Raw genomic sequence first — 19,110 nt, forward strand, 5'->3', positions numbered from 1 at the left:
AGGCCCGGCCCAGCGCGGGTCATCCCCGCGTGCGCGGGGAACACTGGGTCATCTCCAGCGACCAGACCGCAACCGACGGGTCATCCCCGCGTGCGCGGGGAACACGCTCGAACTGCTCGCCCGCGAACCTGCCGGACCGGGTCATCCCCGCGTGCGCGGGGAACACTGGCGCCCAGGCGACGGCTTGGGCGGCGCAGCTGGGTCATCCCCGCGTGCGCGGGGAACACTGTCTCGCCGGAGGTTGGTGCTGGGGACTTGTCGGGTCATCCCCGCGTGCGCGGGGAACACATGCGCTGATACGGGTAGCGATCAGGGAAGGCCGGGTCATCCCCGCGTGCGCGGGGAACACCCCTAGCGGCAGCCGGGCAGCCAATGGGCGCACGGGTCATCCCCGCGTGCGCGGGGAACACCAATACGTCGCGGTGCAGGTAGTCGAGCGCGCCGGGTCATCCCCGCGTGCGCGGGGAACACAAGCTCTGGGCAATTGATGCGACCGGCGCGTACGGGTCATCCCCGCGTGCGCGGGGAACACATCGACCGGAAACCGAATCTGCGTCCAGTCCTCGGGTCATCCCCGCGTGCGCGGGGAACACCTGCCCAATCGCGGGCTGTATGACCGCTGGCGCGGGTCATCCCCGCGTGCGCGGGGAACACGAATCATCGCCAGAATCGGGCAGGCTGTACAGCGGGTCATCCCCGCGTGCGCGGGGAACACAGGTGGCGGGCCATCGGGCAGCCCGTGCAAATCGGGTCATCCCCGCGTGCGCGGGGAACACAGGTGGTCGTATTCGGCCTGCGCGGCGGCGATCGGGTCATCCCCGCGTGCGCGGGGAACACGCCGGAGACATGCGACTTGGGATGCACCTGCGCGGGTCATCCCCGCGTGCGCGGGGAACACAGCAGGATGGTGCCATTGGAACCGGCGTTGAACGGGTCATCCCCGCGTGCGCGGGGAACACTACAGCTTGCGCATGGCCTCGCGGCTGTAGAACGGGTCATCCCCGCGTGCGCGGGGAACACATGTCTCCCGCCGCCGCGAGCTGGCCGCCCGACGGGTCATCCCCGCGTGCGCGGGGAACACAGCAGCGCGAGTGCCCTCTGGGGCTCGTCATCGGGTCATCCCCGCGTGCGCGGGGAACACTCGACGCGCACCCACTCCGGAGCATCCGACGGCGGGTCATCCCCGCGTGCGCGGGGAACACTTCGGCGATGCGGTGTTCCGCGCCAGCCACTACGGGTCATCCCCGCGTGCGCGGGGAACACCGCTCGTAGCTGTAGAAGCCCACGTTGCCGCACGGGTCATCCCCGCGTGCGCGGGGAACACGTGGCGGTGGCGAAGTCGTATCCGATGGTGGACGGGTCATCCCCGCGTGCGCGGGGAACACTAGGGGCGGACCGTGAACGCGCCTAGGCGGGCCGGGTCATCCCCGCGTGCGCGGGGAACACCATTCTGGCGACTACGATTTGCGCGGCCCCGACGGGTCATCCCCGCGTGCGCGGGGAACACCGGCCGCGAGATCTCGAAGTGGATGCGCAAGGCGGGTCATCCCCGCGTGCGCGGGGAACACGCAGCGGCACGGCCATCGGCCCGGATGAGGTGCGGGTCATCCCCGCGTGCGCGGGGAACACGGACAGGCATTGCGCACCAGCGTCTCCAACCTCGGGTCATCCCCGCGTGCGCGGGGAACACACTTCACGCAAATAACTGATGCACCGAAGAAAATTCGGCGGCCGCAATCCTACCAAACTGAATTGTCAAAGAGCGGCGTGTTCCGGCGGCGGATGGAAAGCCACCAGTCGCAGGCCGTCGAACTCCACGGGAACACGCCGGTTCGGGCCAAGTGTCTGGAACTCGTAGCCCGATTCGTGGCGGCTGGCCCAAGCCATGACGACGTTCCCGGCCTCGCAGCCCTCGGACAACTGTTGCCAGATCATCTCCCGGGTGCGACGCGACACATCGCCGATGTATACGCCCGCCCGCACCTCCAGGAGCCACAAGGCCAACCTGCCACGCAGGCGGGGCGGGACGTTTTCCGTGACGACGACCAGGAAGCTCATCCCTGCACCCGATGGCCGATATCCCCGATTCCCTCCGGATTGGGGATGGCCGGTGGCACCGACTCCACCGGGGCTTCAGGTGGCTGGATACCCCCCGCCGCCAACACCTCCTCGATGGTCGGAATGATGCGCCCCAAAAGCTTCTCGCTGCGGAATAGATCACGGCAGGCCAGTCGCACCTCCCGCTCCGGCTCCCTAGGCGATCGCGCGGCGATGCGGAATGCGATCGGGACCACGGTGTCGAACTTGAACAGGTCGGCGATGTCGTACACGAACGACAGCGGCTTGCCGGTGTGGATGAACCCTACCGCCGGCGCGTAGCCGGCCGCCAGTACCGCCGCCTCGGTGATGCCGTACAGGCAGGCCGTGGCCGCGGACAGGCAGCGGTTGGGGATGTCCGCGGCGCTCCATTCCTCGCGGTCGTAATTGCGGGAGCGCCAGCTCACGCCATACTTGCGCGCGAGCAACTTGTAGGTCTCGCGCACCCGCACGCCCTCGATGCCACGCAGCTGCTCGACGCTGCGCCGCAATGGCGCCGGTTCCCCGAAGCGGACTTCGTACATCTTGCGTACGACCTTGAGTCGCAATTCGTCGTCCAATGCCAACCTGGCCTGGTAGAGCAGCCGATCGGCACGGGCCCCTCCGGGTTGCCCGCTGGCGTACAGGCGCACTCCCGATTCCCCCACCCACACCAGGAGTGTCCCCACCAGGGCCGCCAGCCTCACCGCCGCGTGGGAAACACGCGTGCCCGGCTCCAGCATGATGCAGGCCACCGACCCAACCGGGATGTGGGTGCGTACGCCGTTCTTGTCCACCACGACGAAAGCACCGTCCAGCACGTCGATCTGCCCGTACTGGACGAAGATCATGGAAACCCTGTCTTTCATCGGCAGCGGTTTCAATGGTGGCAGCAATGGTGTGGTCATGGTCTGCAACCCTCCAGACGCCTGCCTCGCAGGAGACTCTTTACCGGCATGACCACGGTGGGGTCCTGCCGGCAGTGCGCCGGCAGGACCCGCTGGCCATCAGCAGGGCTTGAGAAGCAGCAGGCCCAAACCAAAGCTGCGGCCATGCCCCAGCCCCTCCAACAGCGTGGTCGTCAGCTTTTCCGGATCTTCCACGCGCAGAGTGCCCCTGAACTCGGCAACACCCAGGGTGATCCCATGCATCCCCTTCTGCATGCGCAGGATCTCGTAGCGCCCCACGTGGCAGGATTCAATGCCAAAACCGTTCCTTTCTCCCCGCCGCCGCAACCACTCCGGAAGCTCCTCGTGCACCACACGCTGGCGCTCCGCGGCCCGTCGTGCCGGGCTCACCTGCAACTGGTGCAGGCGGGACATGACATAGTCCTGGCGCTTGCCACGTCCCTCCGGCGATGCCTCCGTGCGGGTAGGGTTCAGGCGTATGTCGAAGCGATAGAGGTCTCCCTCTCTTAGCTTCGGCTCGTAGGGCTTGCACTCCATCCGCCATCCCGGGATCTCACGGGGGCGTTCCCTGCTGACAACGAGGAAACGCAACACCCCACCGTCCTCGTCGGGGAGTTGGCGGAACAGGAACGGCTGGGGCGTGTCCTCCGGGCATTCGAACATCCTCCACAGGGCCTGGTGCTGCCGGTAGGGATGCACGCGCAGATCCCGCAGGTTGTCTCCCTCGCCCCGGGGCGAGGCCAGCAATGTCACGCGACTGAACCAGCTCATGACCTAGCCTCCTGCTCCGGGCCGATGCGCCAATGCCGCCCTTCGCCAAACAGGCGGCGCGCCGTATCCAGTGGCCGATCGCGACGCACCACCAGCTGCCTGGCTCCCGTCAGTTCACCCGGGTTGATCCCTTCATCCACCCGGTGGAAATAGCTGTCCTTGCGGCTGCGCAGCCAACCCGCTACGCCAAAGCCATCGAAGCGAGAAAGGCTGGTGCCAACACGCTCCTCGTAGCCCGACAGCGCAAGCGCCCACGTATCCGCCTGCAGCAGCTGGGGCACGATGGGCCACGCCGGAGGACAGCTCTTGCGGCCAAGATACAGCGTGAAACGGGGACGCCTGAGGGCCCGGCCGAGCGCATCCAGGCGTTCGGCCGATCCGCATGCCACGCCGATGGTGGCGGCGTAATCCGAGTAGTAGTAGCGGTCGGACAGCACCGTGTTCAGGTCGTCCTTCGGCACCGACAGTTCGTCGCGTCGCGTGCGGCAAGGACGCCCCTTCAGCGCCGCTTGGCCAGGTGCCTGTGCAGTGTGGTAGTCACGCGCCAGGCTTGCTCCCGGGTTGACCCGCGCCGCGATGTACAGGCCTTCGCCCAGCGCATGCTGGGCGGCGACATCATCGCGTTCGACGCCCTGGGCCGCAGCCAGCAGGCCAAGTACCGCCGAGCGCGAGGGAAGCAGCTCAGTGTCACGCACCTGTCCAGGGGCGGTTCCGCCAAAACTGGCCAATGGCGCTGCAAGCTCGAACAGCAGCCAATGCATGGTGGTCACTCCCCTGCATCCCCGCCGCCTTCATCCAGGCCAAGGGCGACGAAGTCGATGAACTGCCGGAACCGCGGCCGCGCATCCGTCTCCACGCCCTGATCCAGTTCCGAGGCGACGGCGTCGGTGGCATTGAAATGCAGGCGAAGGCCATCGAAGCCGTACACCTCGTCGAACTTCTTCACCAGGCCGCGCATGCGCTCGACGGCCCGCGCCATCATGTCCACCTCCGAAGCCTCGACCGGCTTGAGGAAGGCTGCCGTCAGCTGGCGCGGGGCTTCATCGCCCAGCTCGGCCAGTCCGAAGCTCGCCCTGGCATTGCTGGCGAAGCTCTTCTGCTTGCCCGTCGGCGCCACCGACGCGACCGCCTCGGCCAGCGCACGCAGGGCACGTGCCGCCAGCTCCGTGTTCCCACCCAGGTTCTTCACCAGCAGGTCGCGGTCCACGCATACGTACTCGTAGAACACGCCAGAACCGAAGCCGAGATCGCCGAGATGGCCGGAGCCGGTGTCCTCGTCCTTGTTGAGGTCATCCACCGCGGAGAAGAAGTCGTCTTCCGGCACGGCCCGATGCACCGTGATCGCATGGGCCACCTGGGCAGCGGCCTCGACACTGAACTGGGGCCGGTCCGAGGTTTCCGCCCTGCGCGACTTGTCCGCCGTCAGCATGCGCCCGAAGAGCGCGATGTCCACGGTGGCATTGCCCTTCCTCAGCAGGGCAAGCTGGTCCGACGAAGGCGCCTGCTTCGACTGGGCCAGGGTGCGGGCCAGGGCGATGATGGCCTCGCGCTCCTCGTGCGAAAGGAACACCAGGGTCTCGACCTCGTTGTTTTCGCCCTTCTTGCCCTTGCCGCGCTTGCCCTTGCCGGCGGGCTCCTCACCGCCATCCGCTGTCTGGTCGGCTTCCTCGCCCTCCTTGAGCTTGCCAAAGGCCTGGGCGATGAGCTTGGACCACTCGAATGCATTCTTTTCGTCCAGCCCGGCCTTGAGCATCTCCTCCATCGCGAGCTGGCCGATCTTCTTGGTGCGGATACCCAGGTGGCCTGCCAGCGCCGACTGGAACACGTCACTGGTGCGCCAGGCGCGCTTCAGGCTCTGTGAGGAAACCCGCAGCCGGGGCACGTTGCCGAACACGGCAGTCTTGGGCATGCCCAGGTCGTCGCGGTTCAGGTTGGAGGGACCAAAGGCGGTGAGCACATGCAGTTGCAGGAAGCGGTATTTCATGGGTCTGTCCTTGATTCAGTCATTGGTCTCAGGCTGCATCGGCAGTCGGTCCGGCTGGCTCCCGCTCGGCGACAGCTGCGTCGCCGGAGAAATAGGCGCGGGCGAAGATCCGCCGCCCCTGTTCGCCATGCAGTTCCAGCCAGGCTTCCACCACCGCAAGGGGATGTACGGGGCTGTCCAGCAGGGCGATGGCGCGACGCATGTGCAACAGACGCTCGTCGCTGCCTGCCGCACGCAGCAGACGCTGGAACCTAAGCTCCGATAGGAGGCGCCTTTCTCCCGTCCGCTGCCCCAGGAGCCGCGGCAGGAGCCACCTGTCAGGCAGGGACCCCAATCCTTCGCCCCTTGGCCAAAGCGCCACCCTGGGTTGCGCCAGGAGCACCATGGCACCATCGGCCACGCAGTCTTCCGGCCTCCACTTTCCCATGCAGGCCTTCAGTGCCCGGACAAAGTCCTCCGTCTCCTCGTAGCCTGCCGCATCGCTGCAGCAGGCCGCCCGACGCAATGACGAGCGCAGACGGCCATTCCTTGCTATGGCCCGGCTGGCTGTCAGCACCGCGTAGGCCAAACGTTCGCGATCCCTCATGCTGCCTTCTCCTTCCTCCTGGTTCCGGTCGCCCGGCCGGCCTTCGCAGCCGGGGTTACGAGTCCAAGCTTCTTGGCTAGTCCTCCGTGGACTGCCTGGGACAGGCTTCGGTGCGCCAGGGCCACACGTTCAAGCGCCTGCACGCTCGCTTCCGCCGCATCTCCACGTTCGGCATGCTGCTGGAATAGCTGCAGGGCCACGCCCGCCAGTTGCCTCTGCCAGCGACGACGCATGTCCTGGTGGCATTGCATCCGCTGTTGTTCGGACACCCCATCCATCGCGGCAAGTTCGCCCACCATTTGGTGGAACGCCTCTTCGGTCCTGCTGAACAGCTCGCGCTCGGCGACGCTGGTGTCGCCGCTGCCGGACGCCCCCCATGCAAGCCGCAGTTGCCTGGAGAGCTCGCGACGAACATGGTCCACCCCGTCCAGCCATGCACGGACTTCATGCAACACGACCGCCTTGCGCTCTTCGTCCAGGTCCAGGTGGCGGAACCGTACCTCGTGCCAGGCCAGGCACTTCATGTTGTCCATCGCAAAGCCCGAGGCCCACACCGGATCCACAGGCAGCTGGGCGCGCAGCTCCATGCCCAACCGCTCCGTCCTCAAGGCGCGCGGCATGCGGATCTGTCCACTGTCCTCGCACGTCAGGAGCCAGTCGGCATAGGTGAATCCTGTCTCGCGTACATGTGCAGGCAGGAAGCCACCTGCCTTCTCCATGTAGTAGGGGGACAGCGGATGCTGGAACAGCTCGCTGCGGTAGTTGGCACCGTAGTTGCGCGTTTCCATGCCTGTGGCGCAGGGACCACGCTGCCCGGTCAGGGTGCAGACACCATCCGGCTCGAAATGCAGGCGGATGCGGCGCGGCGTGGCGAAGTAGCACAACAGCGCCTGTTCGATGTCACTCGGCGGTTGCTCCGCCAGGCAGGTGTGCACATCGCGTCCGCCCTCACTGGTGAGGCAGGGCGCCATCCAGGGGAAGACCACCTCCAGGCGCGGCTCGCCACCTTCCAGCACCAGCGTGTTGATCCACAGCTTGCGCCACAGCGGCGTCGCCCGTCCGCCCAGCTTCGCAGGCCACAGCAGCATCGAAACCGGGCCGCCACCCCGTACCGATGTCCGGTGCCCCTGGCCTCCTGCGGGGGCATTGATCTGCAGGGTCAGCAACGCCTGCGCGACGACCGGAAGCGACATGGTCGTACCTTCGCTGCGCTTGACGAACAGGTCGGTGTTGTCACGCAACGTCTTGCCGCCCGGCGCTTCTAGGAGCAGCGCGGACAGATCGCCTGCTTCGTCAGGCTCGAAGTCCATGTCCTGCATGAAGCGTCGCGGGCCGCTGTCGAACTGGAAGCAGTGCACGATCTCACGCAGCCGCTCCAGTTCAGGCCGCTCCTGTCCCTGGGCGATGCGGCGCCATTCCGCCTCGTCGTCTGGCGCCAGCCACTGCATAAGCCCGACCAGGAACTGGGCAAGGGCAACGTTGAAATCCGGCCGTATTGCATCCAGCTCCAGGGGCGGGTCGTCCTCGTCCAATAGCTGCAGCGGCGAGATCAGGCGCGACTTCCCACTGGCGCCACGAACCGGGATCCAAGGGTCCGTTATCAGGTTCACGTATCAGCTCCTCTTCAAGGCAATTGAGCAGAGGAGCTGGGCGGGTTACATTCCCGCCCAGCTGGTTGTGTACAGCAAGCAGCGACCACGCCCACCGGCCGGACTGTTTGGCGACCGTCGGCCGGTGGGCTTTTTTGCCTTGGGGCTCCGTGGGGGCCGCTATGCCCACGGAGCCGCGGTTGGTGGCGGAATAAGAATCCTGATGAAGTGCATGGTGGCTTGTTGTTAGCTTGGCTCGCGGCGATGGAAGCTGCCCCAAGTTTTTATATTTGTCAAGCCCAAGTTCCCCGAGTTATTTCGGGGATGGCCCGTGCATGGTGGCTTGATGCCTTCATGGGCTTTTCCGTTCCCCGCGGTCTTGCGGGGATTACCGTGACAGGCGCTGTAACCCGCGCCTGTCGCAATAGCTGAGACTTAGCGGCGGACTGCCCGCCAAGGTGCATGACCAGGTGCCATTCCCGTCCTCCACCAGCGGCAGGATCAGGCGGTAGCGCAGGGCCGGCACCTTGTTCCGGAGCTCTTCCGCCATGCCCGCCAGGCGCCCGTCAAGGCAGACGGCCGCTTCCATTTTGGGCAGCCAATGGCCCGGCAGGCGGGTCGTGCTCAGCGCCCAGACGTCCTCGTCTTCCCCGCAACGACCGGTGGCCCATGCCTCCAGGCCCTGGGGCGTGACCCGGACCAGCACGGCCTCGATGCTGTCGCCCAGTCGGCTGCCGATACGCTCCTCGCCCTGCCATCTGGAACCACCGTAGCCTTCTGACAGCGCGACGGCGTTCTGTGCGGCCTGCGTCCCCTGGGCAATGACCTTGCCCAAGTCGCGGTCCTCGGCCGTCTGCAGGGCATCCGGAATCGGTGCCGCGTCGTCGCCATAGACCGCCTCCACCAGGGTGCGGAACTGGTCCGGCAGCTCGATGCGGTCCCCGATTGCACGGGCGCTACGGTGGATGCGCCCGTGCGCGGCATAGACATACGCTGCTCCGCGGGAGAAACGGGAGTACCAGTCGGCGTCGGGCTCAACATCACGGTCGGGACCAAAGACCACCACGAGCCCGGGCGGGCGCCCGTCCTGCGTGCAACCGTGTTCCAGCGGGTTCCCCTGGGCATCGCGCAGATGGCGGCGGTAGCGCCCCAAACGCTGCAACATGACGTCCACCGGACACAGGTCGGTGACCATGCGGTCGGCATCGGCGTCGAGGCTTTCCTGGAAAACCTGGGTGGTCACAATAATGCGGCCCTTGCGGCTGGCCGCACCGCTGTTCCGGCCCAGGGCCGCCAGCACATCCTCCTGGATGCGCCTGCGGTCCACGGCGGCGAATCGGGCATGGAACAGGGTGCAGGCGTCGATGCCGAAACGCTCCACCAGGCGCTCCCATGCCTTGCAGGCATCGCCGACGGTATTGCGCACCCAGACCACGGCCTCTCCGGCTGTATGCCAGGCTGCGATGCGCTCCAGCACCTGACCTTCATCGGTCAGGTACTCGATATCCAGAACCCGCCTGCTGTGTGGCGCGGACGGGAACGCCAGCTCCTGTACCTGGCTGCCGAGCGAAGGCGACCAACGGGTCAACAACGGATAGTCCGTGGACTGTGCCTGCGGTGCCTTCACGGGCGCTGAGCGGCGGCGGCCCCGGCCTGGTTGCCTTTCATCGGCCTGCCAGCGACGAATCCCCGTGGAATAGGCGGACAGCAGGCGTGAACGCAAGGCGAGGGGAAGCGTGGCCGAAAGCAGGATGGCGCTCCCGCCGCTTGCGGCGTGCAGCTCCAGGGTGCGCAGCAACACCTGGGTCATGTAGGGGTCGTAACTGTGGACTTCGTCCACCACCAGCACCTTGCGGAACAGTCCCAGCAGCCGCAGGGACTGATGCCGGACCCGCAGGGCGGCCAGCAAAGCCTGATCGAGCGTCCCGACGCCGACCTGCGCGAGCAGGGCACGCTTGTTGCCCTGGGCCAGCCACTCGGACAGGCGCATGGTCGCCGAACGCCCCTCGCCCGGCACATCGTCGTCGAGCTGGGCCAGGTGCCGCAGGAAGGCGTGCGACTGGTCCCGCGCTCCGTGGGCCAGGACGAGCGTGGCACGTGCCGGATCTTCGAACCAAGCCGGCACATCCCGGGTGACGCGCTCGAACATCTGGTCGGCGGTGGCCTGGGTGGGAAGGCCGAAGAACAGCCCGTCGGCCAGCCCCCGATCGATCAGGCGCGCAGCCAGGATCAACGCCGCCTCGGTCTTGCCCGAGCCGGTCGCATCCTCCAGCACGAACAACTGCGGTTCGGCGGGGATGTCAATGTCCGCGGCAACCGCCTGGGCAGGCCGGAGTCCTTCGGCAAGGCGTGGCAACAGCACCTCCGGCGCATGGTAGGGCCGCGGCCGGACGGAAACGACGCCCGCTTCTTCCACGGCCCGGCAAGCCGACGGCAAGGCATGCCGCTGCCAGTACTCCATCAGTGAGAGTCCATGCAGCCCGGGCGCCGCGTATCCGAACCAGGTGGTGTTGGAGCCGATCCAGTCCGCCAGGACCGCCAGGCCGGCAATCCACCAGGAGGCCAGCTTGGCTCTCGCTTCATTGCAGGAAGCGGGCAGGGTGCCCGGCAGGAAGGTGCGGGCGCACCAGGCAAAGAATGCCTCGGCTGCATCGCGGCTCTGCGGCGACATCACCTCGCACAGGGCGGCCAGGGCCATTCCCCTTCCGGGCGGCAGGGTCGGGGGCGGCATGCCATGGTGGCCAAAGGCCGGGGCGAGCAACGCGCCCCAGGTGTCCGCATCCCAGCCACGCAGCTGTTCCGGAAGCCGCCCTTCCTCCGCCAGCCAGGCGTAGAACAATGCGCCGATCTCATCGTGCCGGCGGCTACCCGTCAGACGTGGAAGTGGCGGGTCGAAGCCCTGCTCGACCAGCTCCGGAACCTTGTACTGGAAGCTTTCGGCAAACTTGCCGAGGTCGTGCACGGCCAGCAGGAATACCAGTACCTGCCGTGCAGATGTGTCATCCAGACCCAGCCAGCGCGCAAGCTGGCCCAGGAGGCCAGGCTGGCAGTCGATGTAGGCTTGCCCGCACGCGGCTACATCAAGGCAGTGGAAGACCAGGGGATGGTACGCCCCCACGCTGCCCCACCTTCCCGCCTTGCCCCAGTAGGCCATCCACGATCCAGCGCGCATGCCCGGTTCCCTAAGGCTGTCGAACCACCGTATCCCAGGGGCAAACATCGGCACCGGCACACGGCTTTGTCCATCGCCGCGATGGTAGCGCCCATACCCCCGCTACTGCCCAGGGATACCATACCGAGCTGGATGGCCGAAAGCGCGCATCGGAGGGCAAAACACGCGACAATGCCGGGGTTTCGCCGCCGGGTCCTGCCGCCGCCGCGGGCGCCCCGGCGCTTCCTGTTCCGTACCGCCGTCCGCACCAGAGAGCCCCCGCAGACCATGTCGAACACGCCGAAGATCATCTACACCCTGACCGACGAAGCGCCGTTCCTGGCCACCCAGTCGCTGCTGCCCATCGTCCAGGCCTTCGCCGCCACCGCCGGCATCCAGGTCGAAACCCGGGACATCTCTCTGGCCGGCCGCATCCTGGCGCAGTTCCCGGACTACCTGGGCGAGGACCAGAAGATCGGCGACCACCTGGCCGAGCTGGGCGAGCTGGCCAAGCGCCCGGAAGCCAACATCATCAAGCTGCCGAACATCTCCGCCTCGGTGCCGCAGCTGAAGGCGGCGATCAAGGAACTGCAGGCGCAGGGCTACCCGCTGCCGGACTACCCGGACGCGCCGAAGGACGAGAAGGAAAAGGACATCCAGGCCCGCTACGACCGGGTGAAGGGCTCGGCGGTCAACCCGGTGCTGCGCGAGGGCAATTCCGACCGCCGCGCACCGGCCTCGGTCAAGAACTACGCGCGCAAGCACCCGCACCGCATGGGCGCCTGGAGCAAGGATTCGAAGTCGCACGTGGCGCACATGGCCGCCGGCGACTTCTACGGCAGCGAGCAGTCGGCCACCATCGCCGCCGACGGCGCGCTGCGCATCGAACTGGCCCAGGCCGACGGCCGCACCGTGGTGCTGAAGGAGAAGGTGGCGGTCAAGGCCGGCGAGATCGTCGACGCGGCCACCATGAGCCGCAAGGCGCTGGCCGCGTTCGTGGCCGAGCAGGTCGAGGACGCCCGCGCCAACGACGTGCTGTTCTCGGTGCACCTGAAGGCGACCATGATGAAGGTCTCCGACCCGATCATGTTCGGCGTGGTGGTCTCGGAGTTCTACAAGGACGCTCTGGCCAGGCACGCCGACGCGCTGGCCTCGGTGGGCTTCTCGCCGGAGAACGGCATCGGCGACCTGTACGCGCGCATCGCCTCGCTGCCGGAGGAGCAGCAGGCGGCGATCAAGGCCGACATCGAGGCGGTGTACGCGCGCGGCCCGGCGGTGGCCATGGTTAACTCGGACAAGGGCATCACCAACCTGCACGTGCCCTCGGACGTGATCGTCGACGCCTCGATGCCGGCGATGATCCGCGACTCCGGCCGCATGTGGAACGCGCAGGGCAAGCTGCAGGACGCCAAGGCGGTCATCCCGGACCGCTGCTACGCCGGCGTGTACCAGGCGGTGATCGACGACTGCAAGGCCAACGGCGCGTTCGACCCGACCACCATGGGCTCGGTGCCGAACGTGGGCCTGATGGCGCAGAAGGCCGAGGAGTACGGCAGCCACGACAAGACCTTCCGCATCCCGGCCGACGGCACCGTGCGCGTGCTCGACCAGGACGGCAAGCTGGTGTTCGAGCACAAGGTCGAGGCCGGCGACATCTGGCGCATGTGCCAGACCAAGGACGCGCCGATCCAGGACTGGGTCAAGCTGGCCGTGACCCGCGCGCGCCTGAGCAACACCCCGGCGGTGTTCTGGCTGGACGCCAACCGCGCCCACGACCGCGAGGTCATCGCCAAGGTCGAGAAGTACCTCAAGGACCACGACACCTCCGGCCTGGACATCCGCATCCTGGAGCCGGTGGAGGCCACGAAGTTCTCGCTGCAGCGCATCCGCCAGGGCAAGGACACCATCTCGGTGACCGGCAATGTGCTGCGCGACTACCTGACCGACCTGTTCCCGATCCTGGAGCTGGGCACCAGCGCCAAGATGCTGTCGATCGTGCCGCTGATGGCCGGCGGCGGCCTGTTCGAGACCGGTGCCGGCGGCAGCGCGCCCAAGCACGTGCAGCAGTTCCTCGAGGAGAACTACCTGCGCTGGGATTCGCTGGGCGAGTTCCTGGCCTTGGCCGCCTCGCTGGAGCACCTGGCCGAGCAGACCGGCAATGCCAAGGCCGCGGTGCTGGCCAAGGCCCTGGACCAGGCCAACGGCCTGGTGCTGGACAACAACCGCTCGCCGGCGCGCAAGGTCGGCGAGCTGGACAACCGCGGCAGCCACTTCTACCTGGCCCTGTACTGGGCGCAGGCGCTGGCCGCGCAGGACGAGGATGCGGCGCTGCAGGCGAAGTTCGCGCCGCTGGCCAAGGCCCTGGCCGAGAACGAGGCAAAGATCGTCGCTGAGCTCAACGGCGCCCAGGGCAAGCCGGTGGACATCGGCGGCTACTACCACCCCGACCTGGCCCGCACCAGCGCGGCCATGCGCCCGTCGCCGACCTTCAACGCCAGCCTCGCGGCACTGGCGGCCTGAGCGCGGCCTCCACTTCCCGCTCCACCCGACGACGCCCGGCCTCGCGCCGGGCGTCGTGCTTCGTGGCGTCCGCCGGGTACGCGGTGGCCGCGTCCAGGTCCACCACGTAGCCCTCCATCGACAGCAGCTGGCGGAACATCGCCGACAGCTCGCTTCCGTATGCGCCCGTGTTCCTCGTGCCCATGTCCGTGCTCCGGCTGGCTTGAACGTGGATCAAGCTAAGGCGATGCTGGACGGGCATGTAGCGCAAGTTCCACAAGCCAGACTTGAGGGAGGCTCAAGATGGGCCGGATTCCGCTGGACCAGGTGGAGGCCTTCGTCGCCGCCGCGCGGCTGGGCAACCTGACCCGCGCCGCCGAGCGCATGCACCTGACGGTGAGCGCGCTGAGCCACCGCATGCGCCAGCTGGAGGAACGCCTCGGCCAGCAGCTGCTGGCACGCGGCCCGCGCGGGGTGGAACTGACCCCTGAAGGACGGCGCCTGTACGAGGCGGTGGGCGGGCCGCTGGACGCGATCGCGCAGGCGCTGCAGCGCGCCAGCGCGCGCCGCCGCGGGCGCAGCATGACCATCAGCCTGATCCCCTCGATGGCCACCGCCTGGCTGGTGCCGCGCCTGCCCTCGTTCCTGGCCGCGCACCCGGCCCTGGCACTGAGCCTGCAGTCCAGCACCCACGTGGTGGACTTCGAACGCGAGCCGGTGGACCTGGCCCTGCGCCTGGGCGGCGGCAACTGGCCGGGCGTGCGCGCCGAGCTGCTGTTCGACGAGTGGCTGGTGCCGGTGGCCAGCCCCGGCCTGCTGAAGCGGCACGCGAAGGTGCCGGCGGCGCAGCGGCTGGCGCGGCTGCCGCTGCTGGGCGATCCCTCCGGGCGCTGGGAGGACTGGTTCGCCACCACCGGCGGCAGCGCGCCGGAGCGCTATACCGCGCATTTCGACGACACCGAGACCCTGCACCAGGCCGCCGCGGAGGGACTGGGCGTGGCGCTGGCGCGGCTGACCCTGGCCGAGCCGCTGCTGCGCGCCGGGCGCCTGGTCACCCTAGGCCGCAGGCGCCTGCCCGCCGGTTTCGGCCACTACCTGGTGTATCCGGAGCGCAGCCTGGCGCATCCGGCCTTCCCCACCGTGCGCGCCTGGCTGCTGCAGCAGGCCGCGGCTCCGTCCGCCCCGTGAACCGCCCCGCTACCATCCCGCCATGATCCAGGCCGAAGCCATTGCCCAGGTCGCACGCGACGCGTTCGACGACTACCACGCGCGGTTCGCCGCGATCAGCCGCCGCGCCAGGCGGCGCTTCGGGCAGCGCGACTGGGCCGGCGCCCGCGCCGACGCCGCCGAGCGCCTGGACCTGTACGACCTGTGCATCGACGAATGCCGCCGGCGCCTGGCCGCGCTGCTGGGCCTGCACGCGCACGACCGCACGCTGTGGGCGCGGGTGCGCGACCACTACGCCGCCTCGATCGAGGGCGCGATCGACACCGAGCTGTACAAGACCTTCTTCAACACCCTCGCCCGGCGCTTCTTCCGCACCCGCGGCCTGGACGCGGACATCGAGTTCGTGGCGCTGGACATCGAGCCCACCGACGCCATCACCCGCCCGGTGGCGCGGCACAGCTACGCGGTCTCGACCAGCCGCCCGGTGGACGCGTTCGTGCGCATGCTCGGCGACTACCGCTTCGACGTGCCCTATGCGCACCTGGCGCGCTGCGCGGCGGCGATCGCGGTGCGCCTGCAGGACGACCTGGCGCACTGGGGCGAGCATCCGGTGCGCTCGATCGAGTTGCTGGACACGGTGTTTTACCGCGAGCGCCGCGCCTACCTGGTGGGGCGGGTGTTCGGCGAGCACCGCTTCTCGCCCTGCGTGGTGGCCCTGGTCAACGGTGATTCCGGCATCCGCGCCGAGGCGGTGCTGACCCGCCGCGGCGACGTGGCCCAGTTGTTCGGCGTCTCGCGCAGCTACTTCCAGGCCGACCTGCCCACCGTGGGCGACGCGGTGGTGTTCCTGCGCACCCTGCTGCCGCACAAGCCGGTGGACGAGCTGTACACCGTGCTGGGCCGCGCCAAGCAGGGCAAGACCGAGCGCTACCGCAGCTTCTTCCGCTACTTCCACGCCCACCCGGCCGAACGCCTGGTGCCGGCGGAGGGCACCCCGGGCATGGTCATGGCGGTGTTCACCCTGCCTGGGCAGCCGCTGGTCTTCAAGGTGATCCGCGACCGCTTCGCCTGGCCCAAGCGGACCACGCCGGAGGAAGTGCAGGCGCAGTACGAGCGCGTGTTCCGCTTGGACCGGGTGGGCCGCCTGCTCGACGCGCAGCCGTTCCGGTACCTGCGCTTCCCGGCCGCGCGCTTCGACCCGGCCTTGCTGCGCGAGCTGCGCGAAAGCTGCGCCGCCAGCGTGGTCGAGGACGGCGACGACGTGGTGCTGAAGCTGTGCTACGTGCAGCGCCGCCTGCGCCCGCTGGACCTGTACCTGCGCGAGCAGGGCGCCGAGGCGCGGCGCGAGGCGGTGCTGGACTACGGCCAGGCGATCGTCGACCTGGCGCGCAACGACATCTTTCCCGGCGACATGCTGCTGAAGAACTTCGGCGTCTCCCGCCACCGTCGCGTCGTGTTCTACGACTACGACGAGATCCGCTCGGTCTCCGAGCTGGAGTTCCGCGACTGGCCGCAGGCGACGACCTACGAGGAACAGGTCGCGGCCGAGCCCTGGTTCCACGTCGGCCCGCAGGACGTGTTTCCCGAACGCTTCGGCCAGTTCATGGGCCTGCCCGCGCCGCTGCTGGCCGCGCTGAAATCCGCCCACCCCGGCCTGTTCCAGCCGCAGTGGTGGCGCGACCTGCAGGCGCAGCTGCGGGACGGCCAGTGGCCGGATACACCGCCGTACCCTGATTCGTTGCGCCTCGCGTAACGAATCAGGGTACGGCGCGGGATTCGGGATTGGGGATTCGTAAGAGCGCCTCCGGCATGCCGCACGGCGAACGGGGGGCCGCTCCTGCTCTTTCGGGTCACGAATCCGCAATCCCGAATCACGGCCCCAATGCTAGTCTCGCCCCGTCCCCAAGCAGGAGCACGACGCTGATGAGCATGTCCCGTTCCCGTGCCTGTGCCCTGGCCATCGCGTTCGCCCTCGGCCTGCCGGCCGCGCAGGCCGCCGCTGCCGCCGAGCCGGCGCCTGATGCGGCGCTGCAGGCGGCCATCGGCGGCAGCTGGCGCGATCCGGCCAACGTCGCCCGCGACCGCTACCGCAACCCCGGGCAGACCCTGGCGTTCTTCGGTATCCGCCCGGACATGACCGTGGTCGAGATCACCCCCGGTGGCGGCTGGTACACCGAGATCCTGGCGCCCTACCTGCGCGACCACGGCCGCTACGTGGCGGCGGTGGTCGATCCGCAGGCGGTGGACGCCGGCCCCGGCCGCGACTACCAGCAGCGCGCGCGCGCGGGCCTGGAGAAGAAGCTGGCCTCGGCGCCGCAGTACGGCAAGGCCGAGGTGGTGGCCTACGATCCCAAGGCCCCGGTGTTCGGCCCGGCCGGTTCGGCCGACCTGGTGCTGACCTTCCGCAACGTGCACAACTGGCGCATGGCCGGCCAGGCCGAAGGCATGTTCAAGGGCTTCTTCGACGTGCTCAAGCCCGGCGGCGTGCTGGGCGTGGTCGAGCACCGCGCCGCGGCCGACGTACCGGCCGACGACGGCAGCGGCTACGTCGGCCAGGCCCAGGTCATCGCCCTGGCCGAGGCCGCCGGCTTCGTGCTGGACGGCAGCAGCGAGGTCAATGCCAATCCCCGCGACACCAAGGACCACCCCAACGGCGTATGGACCCTGCCGCCGACCAACCGCCACGACGAGGCCGACCGCGGCAAGTACCAGGCGATCGGCGAAAGCGACCGCATGACCCTGCGCTTCGTCAAGCCGCCCCGGGAATGAAATGAAGGGTGGGGGCGGGGGGCCGTGGCCCGCCCTCTCAACGCCACCAGGTTCTTCATCCCCCCAGGGCGCGCTGCCATGCACCGCCGCACCTTCCTCACCACGCTGGCGGCCGGACTGGCCGCCATGCCCCTGGCGCCGGCGCTGGCCGCCGGAGGAGACGCATCCATGCACGGACTGATCGGAAAACTGCGGGCCCAGCCCGGCCAGCGCGAGGCGCTGGCGGCGATCCTGCTGGAGTCCACCACCTCCATGCCCGGCTGCCTGGCCTACGTGGTGGCCGAGGACACCGAGGACGCGGACGCGCTGTGGATCACCGAGGTCTGGGACAATGCGCAAAGCCACCAGGCCTCGCTGCAGCTGCCGGCCGTGCGCGACGCCATCGCCCGCGCGCGGCCGCTGATTGCCGGCTTCGACTCGCACTGGATCACCCGGCCGCTCGGTGGCGTCGGCCTGGCCGACTGAGGTTCCGCCGCACCCCGATGCTGATCGCCTTCAACAAGCCCTACGGGGTGCTCTGCCAGTTCACCGACCGCAGCCAGCCGCCGCGCCCGACCCTGGCCGGCTTCGGCCTGCCGAAGGACGTGTACCCCGCCGGCCGCCTGGACCACGACAGCGAGGGCCTGCTGCTGCTGACCGACGACGGCGCGCTGGCGCACCGCCTGACCGATCCGCGGCACAAGCAGCCCAAGACCTACTGGGTGCAGGTGGAAGGCGACCCGCGCGAGGAACAGCTGCAGGCGTTGCGCGCAGGCGTGGTGCTCAACGACGGCCCCACGCGCCCAGCGAAGGTGCGGCGCCTGGACCCGCCGCCGGCGCTGTGGCCCCGCGATCCGCCGGTGCGCTACCGCAAGACCGTGCCCGATGCCTGGCTGGAGCTGGTGATCACCGAGGGCCGCAACCGCCAAGTGCGGCGCATGACCGCCGCGGTCGGCCTGCCTACCCTGCGCCTGGTGCGCGTGGCGATCGGCCCGCACCGCTTGCACGGCGCCGACGGCACGCCGCTGCCACCTGGGCAATGGAGCGAAGTGGTGCGTTGAGGCGCCAGGCAACGGCGCGGCGAGCCGGGAGCCGTGGATCCGCGGTTCCCGCGAACTCCCGCACGAATCACGAATCCCGGATCACCAATCCCGAGCCAGTCACTCCGCACTGGTGATGTTGTGGGTACGGCGCGCGCTGGCGCGGGCGCGGGCATTGCCGTTGTCGCGCACCTGGTAGGCCTCGCCCTCCAGCGGGGCGCTTGCGCGCTGCTGGCGGCGCTTGCGGTACATCACGTAGGCCAGCACGCCGGCACCGACCACGGCGGCAGCGGCGGCCACGGCCACGGGATTGCGGCGGACCACGGTGGCGGCGGCACGGGTGCCGGCGCGTGCGGCGCCCAGGGCGGCACCGGCCTTGAGCCATTGCTCGGCGCCGACGCCGGCGTGGCGCAGGCCCGAACCCGCCTGGCGGCCCGCGCTGCGCAGGCCGGCGCCGGCCTGCTCGGCCAGTTCCAGCGCCCGGTCGGTGATGATGGTGAGCTTGCTCATGGCGATCCCTTCTTTCAGGAATGGGGAGACGGGGCCCAGTGTGGGCGGGCACCCGTGCAAGATACGTCAGGGCCCGCGGCC

At 68.8% G+C, this 19,110-nt stretch carries 16 protein-coding genes and 1 CRISPR repeat array; of the genes, 6 read left to right on the top strand and 10 right to left on the bottom strand.

From position 1 onward, the window contains the following. The first annotated feature begins 15 nt into the window (after positions 1–15). A CRISPR array of direct repeats spans positions 16–1,690; the repeat unit is 29 nt; unit sequence CGGGTCATCCCCGCGTGCGCGGGGAACAC. 65 nt (positions 1,691–1,755) lie between these two features. From cas2e to B351_RS16050, 8 genes are all read right to left on the bottom strand, one after another. Beyond that, positions 1,756–2,058 (bottom strand): type I-E CRISPR-associated endoribonuclease Cas2e, encoded by a 303-nt coding sequence (gene cas2e, locus B351_RS0101810; RefSeq protein ID WP_019397349.1) that lies wholly within the window; start codon positions 2,056–2,058, stop codon positions 1,756–1,758. Continuing rightward, positions 2,055–2,984 (bottom strand): type I-E CRISPR-associated endonuclease Cas1e, encoded by a 930-nt coding sequence (gene cas1e, locus B351_RS0101815; RefSeq protein WP_232207881.1) that lies wholly within the window; start codon positions 2,982–2,984, stop codon positions 2,055–2,057. The genes cas2e and cas1e overlap by 4 nt, the downstream gene beginning before the upstream one ends. A 99-nt stretch (positions 2,985–3,083) precedes the next feature. Then, on the bottom strand, positions 3,084–3,755 hold the full coding sequence (gene cas6e / locus B351_RS0101820; RefSeq protein WP_019397351.1) for a type I-E CRISPR-associated protein Cas6/Cse3/CasE: 672 nt from the start codon (positions 3,753–3,755) through the stop codon (positions 3,084–3,086). After that, complete coding sequence (cas5e, locus tag B351_RS16045; RefSeq protein WP_125109190.1) at positions 3,752–4,516, bottom strand: type I-E CRISPR-associated protein Cas5/CasD; 765 nt, start codon at positions 4,514–4,516, stop codon at positions 3,752–3,754. The genes cas6e and cas5e overlap by 4 nt, the downstream gene beginning before the upstream one ends. 5 nt (positions 4,517–4,521) lie before the next feature. Further along, positions 4,522–5,739: a type I-E CRISPR-associated protein Cas7/Cse4/CasC gene (cas7e, locus tag B351_RS0101830; protein ID WP_019397353.1), complete on the bottom strand. Its 1,218-nt coding sequence runs from the start codon at positions 5,737–5,739 to the stop codon at positions 4,522–4,524. Between the two features lie 28 nt (positions 5,740–5,767). Then, entirely contained in the window at positions 5,768–6,325 is a 558-nt protein-coding gene (locus B351_RS17510; RefSeq protein ID WP_147208555.1) for a type I-E CRISPR-associated protein Cse2/CasB, read from the bottom strand. Next, on the bottom strand, positions 6,322–7,935 hold the full coding sequence (gene casA, locus B351_RS0101840) for a type I-E CRISPR-associated protein Cse1/CasA (protein WP_019397355.1): 1,614 nt from the start codon (positions 7,933–7,935) through the stop codon (positions 6,322–6,324). Before casA ends, B351_RS17510 begins: the two co-directional genes overlap by 4 nt. 367 nt (positions 7,936–8,302) lie before the next feature. Beyond that, complete coding sequence (locus B351_RS16050; RefSeq protein WP_019397356.1) at positions 8,303–11,068, bottom strand: CRISPR-associated helicase/endonuclease Cas3; 2,766 nt, start codon at positions 11,066–11,068, stop codon at positions 8,303–8,305. A gap of 285 nt (positions 11,069–11,353) precedes the next feature. On the opposite strand from B351_RS16050, the gene B351_RS0101850 reads away from it, so the two are divergent. Further along, positions 11,354–13,585: an NADP-dependent isocitrate dehydrogenase gene (locus B351_RS0101850; protein WP_019397357.1), complete on the top strand. Its 2,232-nt coding sequence runs from the start codon at positions 11,354–11,356 to the stop codon at positions 13,583–13,585. Here the strand turns inward: B351_RS0101850 and B351_RS0101855 are convergent. Next, positions 13,554–13,769, bottom strand: coding sequence for a hypothetical protein (locus B351_RS0101855; RefSeq protein WP_156810398.1), 216 nt, complete (start codon positions 13,767–13,769; stop codon positions 13,554–13,556). The genes B351_RS0101850 and B351_RS0101855 overlap by 32 nt on opposite strands. Before the next feature lie 98 nt (positions 13,770–13,867). Here B351_RS0101855 and B351_RS0101860 point away from each other — a divergent pair, with 98 nt between their 5' ends. The 5 genes from B351_RS0101860 (at position 13,868) to B351_RS0101880 (ending at position 18,540) form a co-directional block, all read left to right on the top strand. Next, complete coding sequence (locus B351_RS0101860) at positions 13,868–14,752, top strand: LysR substrate-binding domain-containing protein (RefSeq protein ID WP_019397359.1); 885 nt, start codon at positions 13,868–13,870, stop codon at positions 14,750–14,752. A gap of 22 nt (positions 14,753–14,774) precedes the next feature. Further along, positions 14,775–16,484, top strand: coding sequence for a bifunctional isocitrate dehydrogenase kinase/phosphatase (gene aceK / locus B351_RS0101865; RefSeq protein ID WP_019397360.1), 1,710 nt, complete (start codon positions 14,775–14,777; stop codon positions 16,482–16,484). Between the two features lie 170 nt (positions 16,485–16,654). Further along, positions 16,655–17,500 carry a class I SAM-dependent methyltransferase gene (locus B351_RS0101870; protein WP_019397361.1) on the top strand — a complete coding sequence of 282 codons (846 nt, stop codon included), beginning with the start codon at positions 16,655–16,657 and terminating at the stop codon, positions 17,498–17,500. A gap of 78 nt (positions 17,501–17,578) precedes the next feature. Continuing rightward, a complete protein-coding gene (locus tag B351_RS0101875) occupies positions 17,579–17,965 on the top strand; it encodes a putative quinol monooxygenase (RefSeq protein WP_019397362.1) in 387 nt (128 codons plus the stop codon). A 17-nt stretch (positions 17,966–17,982) separates the two neighbouring features. After that, the gene (locus B351_RS0101880; RefSeq protein ID WP_019397363.1) at positions 17,983–18,540 is read left to right on the top strand and encodes a pseudouridine synthase; all 558 of its coding nucleotides are present in this window, start codon (positions 17,983–17,985) and stop codon (positions 18,538–18,540) included. 99 nt (positions 18,541–18,639) lie between these two features. Here B351_RS0101880 and B351_RS0101885 read toward each other — a convergent pair whose 3' ends face one another. Then, the gene (locus B351_RS0101885) at positions 18,640–19,029 is read right to left on the bottom strand and encodes a hypothetical protein (protein WP_019397364.1); all 390 of its coding nucleotides are present in this window, start codon (positions 19,027–19,029) and stop codon (positions 18,640–18,642) included. Between the last annotated feature and the right edge of the window lie 81 nt (positions 19,030–19,110).

Source organism: Pseudoxanthomonas sp. GW2 (genome assembly GCF_000283075.1).
GTDB lineage: Bacteria > Pseudomonadota > Gammaproteobacteria > Xanthomonadales > Xanthomonadaceae > Pseudoxanthomonas.